The sequence below is a fragment of the Streptomyces sp. NPDC006265 genome, assembly GCF_040613555.1.
Classification (GTDB): domain Bacteria; phylum Actinomycetota; class Actinomycetes; order Streptomycetales; family Streptomycetaceae; genus Streptomyces.
This window is the reverse complement of record NZ_JBEXSH010001048.1, coordinates 1-2,803: the sequence shown is the minus strand read 5'-3', so window position 1 is coordinate 2,803 and position 2,803 is coordinate 1. Positions and strand designations below refer to the sequence as shown.

At 73.6% G+C, this 2,803-nt stretch carries 5 protein-coding genes; 4 read left to right on the top strand and 1 reads right to left on the bottom strand.

What is annotated here, in order from left to right; genetic code table 11:
• Positions 1-727, top strand: a 727-nt coding sequence (locus ABZ281_RS44975) for an enoyl-CoA hydratase/isomerase family protein (RefSeq protein WP_356664122.1), incomplete at its 5' end; no start/stop codon positions are given.
• A 27-nt stretch (positions 728-754) separates the two neighbouring features.
• Here ABZ281_RS44975 and ABZ281_RS44970 read toward each other — a convergent pair.
• Positions 755-1,477 (bottom strand): nucleopolyhedrovirus P10 family protein, encoded by a 723-nt coding sequence (locus tag ABZ281_RS44970; protein WP_356664120.1) that lies wholly within the window; start codon positions 1,475-1,477, stop codon positions 755-757.
• Positions 1,478-1,564: 87 nt separating this feature from the next.
• Between ABZ281_RS44970 and ABZ281_RS44965 the strand changes: the two genes are divergently transcribed.
• The 3 genes from ABZ281_RS44965 to ABZ281_RS44955 are packed head-to-tail and all read left to right on the top strand — an operon-like array spanning position 1,565 to position 2,647.
• Positions 1,565-2,038, top strand: coding sequence for an Asp23/Gls24 family envelope stress response protein (locus tag ABZ281_RS44965; protein WP_356664118.1), 474 nt, complete (start codon positions 1,565-1,567; stop codon positions 2,036-2,038).
• Positions 2,039-2,084: 46 nt separating this feature from the next.
• Positions 2,085-2,267 carry a hypothetical protein gene (locus tag ABZ281_RS44960; RefSeq protein ID WP_033310926.1) on the top strand — a complete coding sequence of 61 codons (183 nt, stop codon included), beginning with the start codon at positions 2,085-2,087 and terminating at the stop codon, positions 2,265-2,267.
• A complete protein-coding gene (locus ABZ281_RS44955) occupies positions 2,264-2,647 on the top strand; it encodes a hypothetical protein (protein ID WP_356664116.1) in 384 nt (127 codons plus the stop codon). The genes ABZ281_RS44960 and ABZ281_RS44955 overlap by 4 nt, the downstream gene beginning before the upstream one ends.
• Positions 2,648-2,803: the final 156 nt, after the last annotated feature.

Here is a 2,803-nt window from a genome sequence, read left to right as displayed (position 1 = left end):
TCGGCCGAGTTCGACGACTGGGGCCAAGCGCAACGCGCAGAGCCCCGCTCTGTGGCGGGCGCTGACCGAGGCCGGGCGGCAGCTGCCGGGTTCCGTCCGCGTCGTGGTGCTGCGGGCCGAGGGCAAGTCCTTCTCGGCCGGGCTCGACCGGCAGGCGTTCACGCCCGAGGGCTTCGACGGCGAACCGTCGTTCGTCGACCTCGCGCGCGGCGCCGACGCCGAGTTGGACGCGACCATCGCCGAATACCAGGAGGCGTTCACCTGGTGGCGGCGCAGCGACATCGTCTCCGTCGCCGCTGTCCAGGGGCATGCCATCGGGGCGGGCTTCCAGCTCGCCCTCGCCTGCGACCTGCGCGTCGTCGCCGACGACGTGCAGTTCGCCATGCGCGAGACCAGCCTCGGACTCGTGCCCGACCTGACGGGTACGCATCCGCTGGTGGGACTCGTCGGATACGCCCGCGCGCTGGAGATCTGCGTGACCGGGCGCTTCGTCGCGGCCGAGGAGGCGGTGAACACCGGGCTCGCGAACCTCGCCGTACCGGCCGGACAGCTCGACGACGCCGTGCGCGACTTCGCGTCGGCCGTGCTCGCCGCGCCCCGGGACGCGGTCATCGAGACCAAGGCCCTGCTGCGCGGCGCCCAGGACCGCACGTACGAGGAGCAGCGCGCCGCGGAGCGCCAGTCCCAGGCCCGCCGGCTGCGGGATCTCGCGGGCGTCGGGGACTGAGGACCGCGGGGCCGGCCGGGAACGCGGTCAGCCGATCGCGCTCACCACGACCGCCACCGTCGGGTGATCCGGCAGCACCCTCCTGACCGCCGTCCGGACCTCGCGGGCGACGTCCCGGGCCCGCCGGCCGGCGCCCACCGCCAGCTCCAGCCGGACATGGCGGTGCGGCAGCGCGGCATCCTCGCCGGGGAGTTCCCCGATGTGCACGGGGTGGCCCAGCGTGCCGGTCAGACGGAGGACGCCCTGGACCCCCAGCGCGGCGGCGGCCACACGGGCCTCGTCGCCGCCTTCGGCCCGCGCGGCATCCGGGAGTTCGGGAAAGGCTGCGGCGGCCCCGGTGTCCGCGGGCCCCTCGTCGTCCAGCAGGCCCGTCACCTTCAGGTCCACCTCCGTCACCATCAGGCCGAGCCGCTGGGTCGCGGCCGTCACCAGCGTGGCCCGCAGCAGGGACGCCGTCGTCGGCAGGGGCTGGGAGGCCGTCGCGGCGAACTCCGCCGTCACCCGCAACGGGCCGGGCGGCAGAGCACTCGGCGGCGCCGGCACGGCCGGCTCCTCGGTGTCCTCCGTGCCGGCGACCGCGACACGGAGCGCGTCGAGGCGCACGCCCGGCGCGTCCCATGCCGCACCCCGCAGCACCGCCTCGGCTGCCCGCTCCGCGATCCACGCGCCGTCCCGCGCGTCACCCAGCGGCAGCAGCCTGCCGATTCCCAGCTGATGCCTCACTGCCTGCGTCCATCGGTCGGCCGTCATTCCTCCAGCCTGCCGCATCAGAGGCGCGCTTCCGCGTAACCGTGCTTACGGTGGTTCAAGGACGACGACCGAAAAGGACGTACGGCGATGGCTGACATGACCGAGAACCGGGGCGGGGAGTCCGAGACGCCGGCGGCGCGCAGGAGCCCACTGGTCAAGCGCGGGGGAGGAGATCCGGGCTCCCGGGGCCGGACGACCATCGCGGACGGCGTCGTGGAGAAGATCGCCGGGCTCGCCGCACGAGACGTCGACGGCGTGCACGCCATGGGCAGCGGCCTGTCCCGCACCTTCGGCGCCGTGCGTGACCGGGTGCCCGGCGGCACGAAGTCGGTGACGCGCGGGGTGAAGGCCGAGGTCGGTGAGGTGCAGGCCGCCCTCGACCTCGAGATCGTCGTCGAGTACGGCGTGTCGATCGCCGATGTGGCCCGGGACGTACGGGAGAACGTCATCACCGCCGTCGAGCGGATGACCGGTCTCGAGGTCGTCGAGGTCAACATCGCGGTGAGCGACGTGAAGCTGCCGGACGAGGAGGAAGACGAACCGGAGCGCCGGATCCAGTGAGGCACGGGCCAACGGACAACACAGCGGCTGAGGAGCTGAGGAGCGCATGAGCATGGCCGTGGTCGGCATGATCGCCGGCATGGCGCTGGCCTTCGCCGGATATTTCGGCGGATTCGGTGCCTTCGTGCTGGTGGCGGCATTGGGCGCCGTCGGCTTCGTCGTCGGCCGGTTCCTGGACGGGGACATGGACTTCGGCGACTTCTTCCGTGTCCGTGAACGGCGGCGGTGACGCCCGTGAGCACGGGGGCCGGTGAGCTCGACAGACCCCTGGCGGCCGTTCCGCCCGGCGAGCGCGGCGCGACCCGGATCGCCGACCGGGTCGTCACGAAGATCGCCTCGCAGGCGGCCCGCGAGGCCGTCGGCACCCTGCCGCCCGACGCCGACCGGCCGTCCGCGTCCGTCACCGTCCACCACGAGGTGGCCCACGTCCGGGTCCACATCGAACTCGGCTACCCCTGCGACATCGGCGACCGCTGCCGCACGGTGCGCCACCAAGTCGTCGAGCGGGTGGGCGGCCTGGTGGGAATGCAGGTGCCGGAGGTCGTCGTCCACGTGGAGCGGCTGCACCTGGTCGCGGCGCCCGGCGCGACACAGGGGAGGACGCGATGAGCGAACCCCGGGGCACAGCCACCAGAACTCGCGGGGGAGACCGGAGACCGTCCTCCCGGACGGCGCGTCGGGCACGCAGGGCGTACGGCATGGATCCCCCCGGAGGCAACAAGCGTCGGCGGCGCCGACTGAGCGGCACTTGCGGCGCCTGTAAGT

What these genes read in the sequence shown, in the direction of transcription:
- ABZ281_RS44970 (WP_356664120.1), bottom strand. Translation starts at nt 1,477, where the DNA reads ATGACGGCCGACCGATGGACGCAGGCAGTGAGGCATCAGCTGGGAATC.
- ABZ281_RS44965 (WP_356664118.1), top strand. Translation starts at nt 1,565, where the DNA reads ATGGCTGACATGACCGAGAACCGGGGCGGGGAGTCCGAGACGCCGGCG.
- ABZ281_RS44960 (WP_033310926.1), top strand. Translation starts at nt 2,085, where the DNA reads ATGAGCATGGCCGTGGTCGGCATGATCGCCGGCATGGCGCTGGCCTTC.